The sequence below is a fragment of the Pseudanabaena sp. 'Roaring Creek' genome (assembly GCF_001402795.1).
Lineage (GTDB): Bacteria > Cyanobacteriota > Cyanobacteriia > Pseudanabaenales > Pseudanabaenaceae > Pseudanabaena.
The window spans coordinates 1-2,038 of sequence record NZ_LIRE01000541.1 but is presented as its reverse complement, the minus strand read 5'-3'; the positions used below and the strand labels follow the sequence as shown (position 1 = coordinate 2,038).

The window sequence follows — 2,038 nt, the reverse complement described above, 5'->3', positions numbered from 1 at the left end:
GTTATTTAAAAAAACTATAGTTTTTAATTCACGAAAGTGTTGTCATACTTTCGTGAATTGGTATTAAATCAATCAGGATTTAAAAGTTTATGAGGGGAAAATCGTTTTGGTCTTACTGCTCAATTCGCGAATATCAATCTGCTCCCAGAGGATGCGATATAGTTGCAGTGGTTCTTCTTTCCCTTTAACTTTAATCAAGTCTAACTTCTCTAAAGGTAAATGCAAACTTTCAATCTTTACCTTTGTACTCTCAGAGATAAATACATCACCAGCTTGCGCCGCCGTGCAGATTCGGCTAGCCACATTCATCGTGTCGCCAATATTTGTATATTGAATCAGATTTTCAGAGCCAATATTTCCCGAAGCAACCATCCCCGTATTCAGTCCAATGTGAATTTGAATTTGCAGATCCCGTCCTTGTTCAGTCCAATCCTCATTTAATTTTCGCATTGCCCACTGCATGGCGATCGCCGCATTAACTGCCGCGATCGCATCATCATCTCTTTGATAGGGAGAACCCCAAACGGCAAGCAAGGCATCCGCGATGTATTTCTCCAATGTGCCCCCAAAGGGAAAGACAATATCTTCAACCATCACTTTGAAATATTCATTTAAGAATTCCAAAACCTTGCGTGGCTGCATCGGTGCTGTCATTTCGGTAAAGCCACTAATATCTGAGAATAGAGCCGTAACTTCTGTCTCAATAATCCGATTTAAGTCCCAACCCTCTTCAATTTTTTGACTGACCGCAGCAGGAAAAAATCGTTCTAATTTAGTGCGACGGATTACTTCCGATTGCATACTTTGATAGAGATTTGCATTTTCGATCGCGATCGCCGCCTGATTAGCAAGACTACTCAAAAACTCTAAATCTTCTTTATGGTAAGCATGACCGTGGGAAAGATTATCCACGTATAGCACGCCGATCGCGCGATCCCTTGGTTTTAGGGGAGCACACATGGCGGCTTGGATCGATTGCTGAATGATCGATTGAGAACTGTCAAAGCGGCGATCGCCCGAAGCATCATCACTGATAATCGCATCACCTTGCTTCAGGACAAAATTAGCAATTTTGCGACTATAAAAATCAAGATTAGCCGTAGCATTGGGATTACTAAATTTAGCTGCTTTGGGTTCTAGATTCCCCGTTTTTTCATCTACCAGCAATAGCACAGCGCGATCGACCGACATGATTTTGAGTAGCAACTCTAGAATTTTTTCAGGCAAAGCGGAGTAGGCTTCGGGCGATGACAGTTCTTGGCTTACCTCTAGCAATACTCGTAATTTCGCCGATGTTCGTTGAGCCTCATCCGATTCTTGAATCATCAACACCGAGCCAGAGGGGGCGATATCTTGCTTTAGCAAATCCTGCATATTCACGCGAGATTTTTCTGGAGAAACCCGCATCAAGATCGATAAACCCGAACTGGCATTGGTGGGGTTAGCGGTAGCATTGATCTCACTACCAGAGCTACTAGCATCAATTTTTAATTCATCCACTAATCGAAAGATGACACTGCCAAATTGGATAAAATCGTTATGATTGAGCTTTTGCTGCGCGATCTTGATCTGGTTCACCAGCGTGCCATTGCTACTATTGAGATCGGTAACAAATATGCCCTTGTCAGTAACTTGGATTTCGGCATGATGGCGGGAGAGGCTACGCGCATCGTCTTCCACGACAATACTATTATCTAATCCTCTTCCAATCGTATTTACGCCATATCTCAGATCGCAGATACGTTCATGGGGAGTTCCTTGATTTTGAATAATGTATGGCATATCTCTACCTGCTGAGCCTACTGTTTGCAAATCATCTATTTCTACCAAATCACAAAATGGCATAGCCATTTTGTGATTTTAAAACCCCTACTGGGTTTGGTTTTCAATTACCAAAAGTGTAGCCACACTTTTGGTAATTGGTATTAGAGGTGTGTCAACGCTACACCTCCAAATAATCTACGCCTTAATCGGCTAATTCCACTACAGAAGTTCCTACGAAAACTCTCATATCATTCATAATGAAATTAACAGCATT

Annotated in this window: 1 protein-coding gene; it reads right to left on the bottom strand. The window is 42.1% G+C overall.

Going from position 1 to position 2,038, the window contains the following annotated elements:
- Positions 1-87: 87 nt before the first annotated feature.
- A complete protein-coding gene (locus AC805_RS16120) occupies positions 88-1,851 on the bottom strand; it encodes an adenylate/guanylate cyclase domain-containing protein (protein WP_231663226.1) in 1,764 nt (587 codons plus the stop codon).
- Between the last annotated feature and the right edge of the window lie 187 nt (positions 1,852-2,038).

Coding starts and splice junctions, on each gene's coding strand:
- AC805_RS16120 (WP_231663226.1), bottom strand. CDS start 1,851: ATGGCTATGCCATTTTGTGATTTGGTAGAAATAGATGATTTGCAAACA.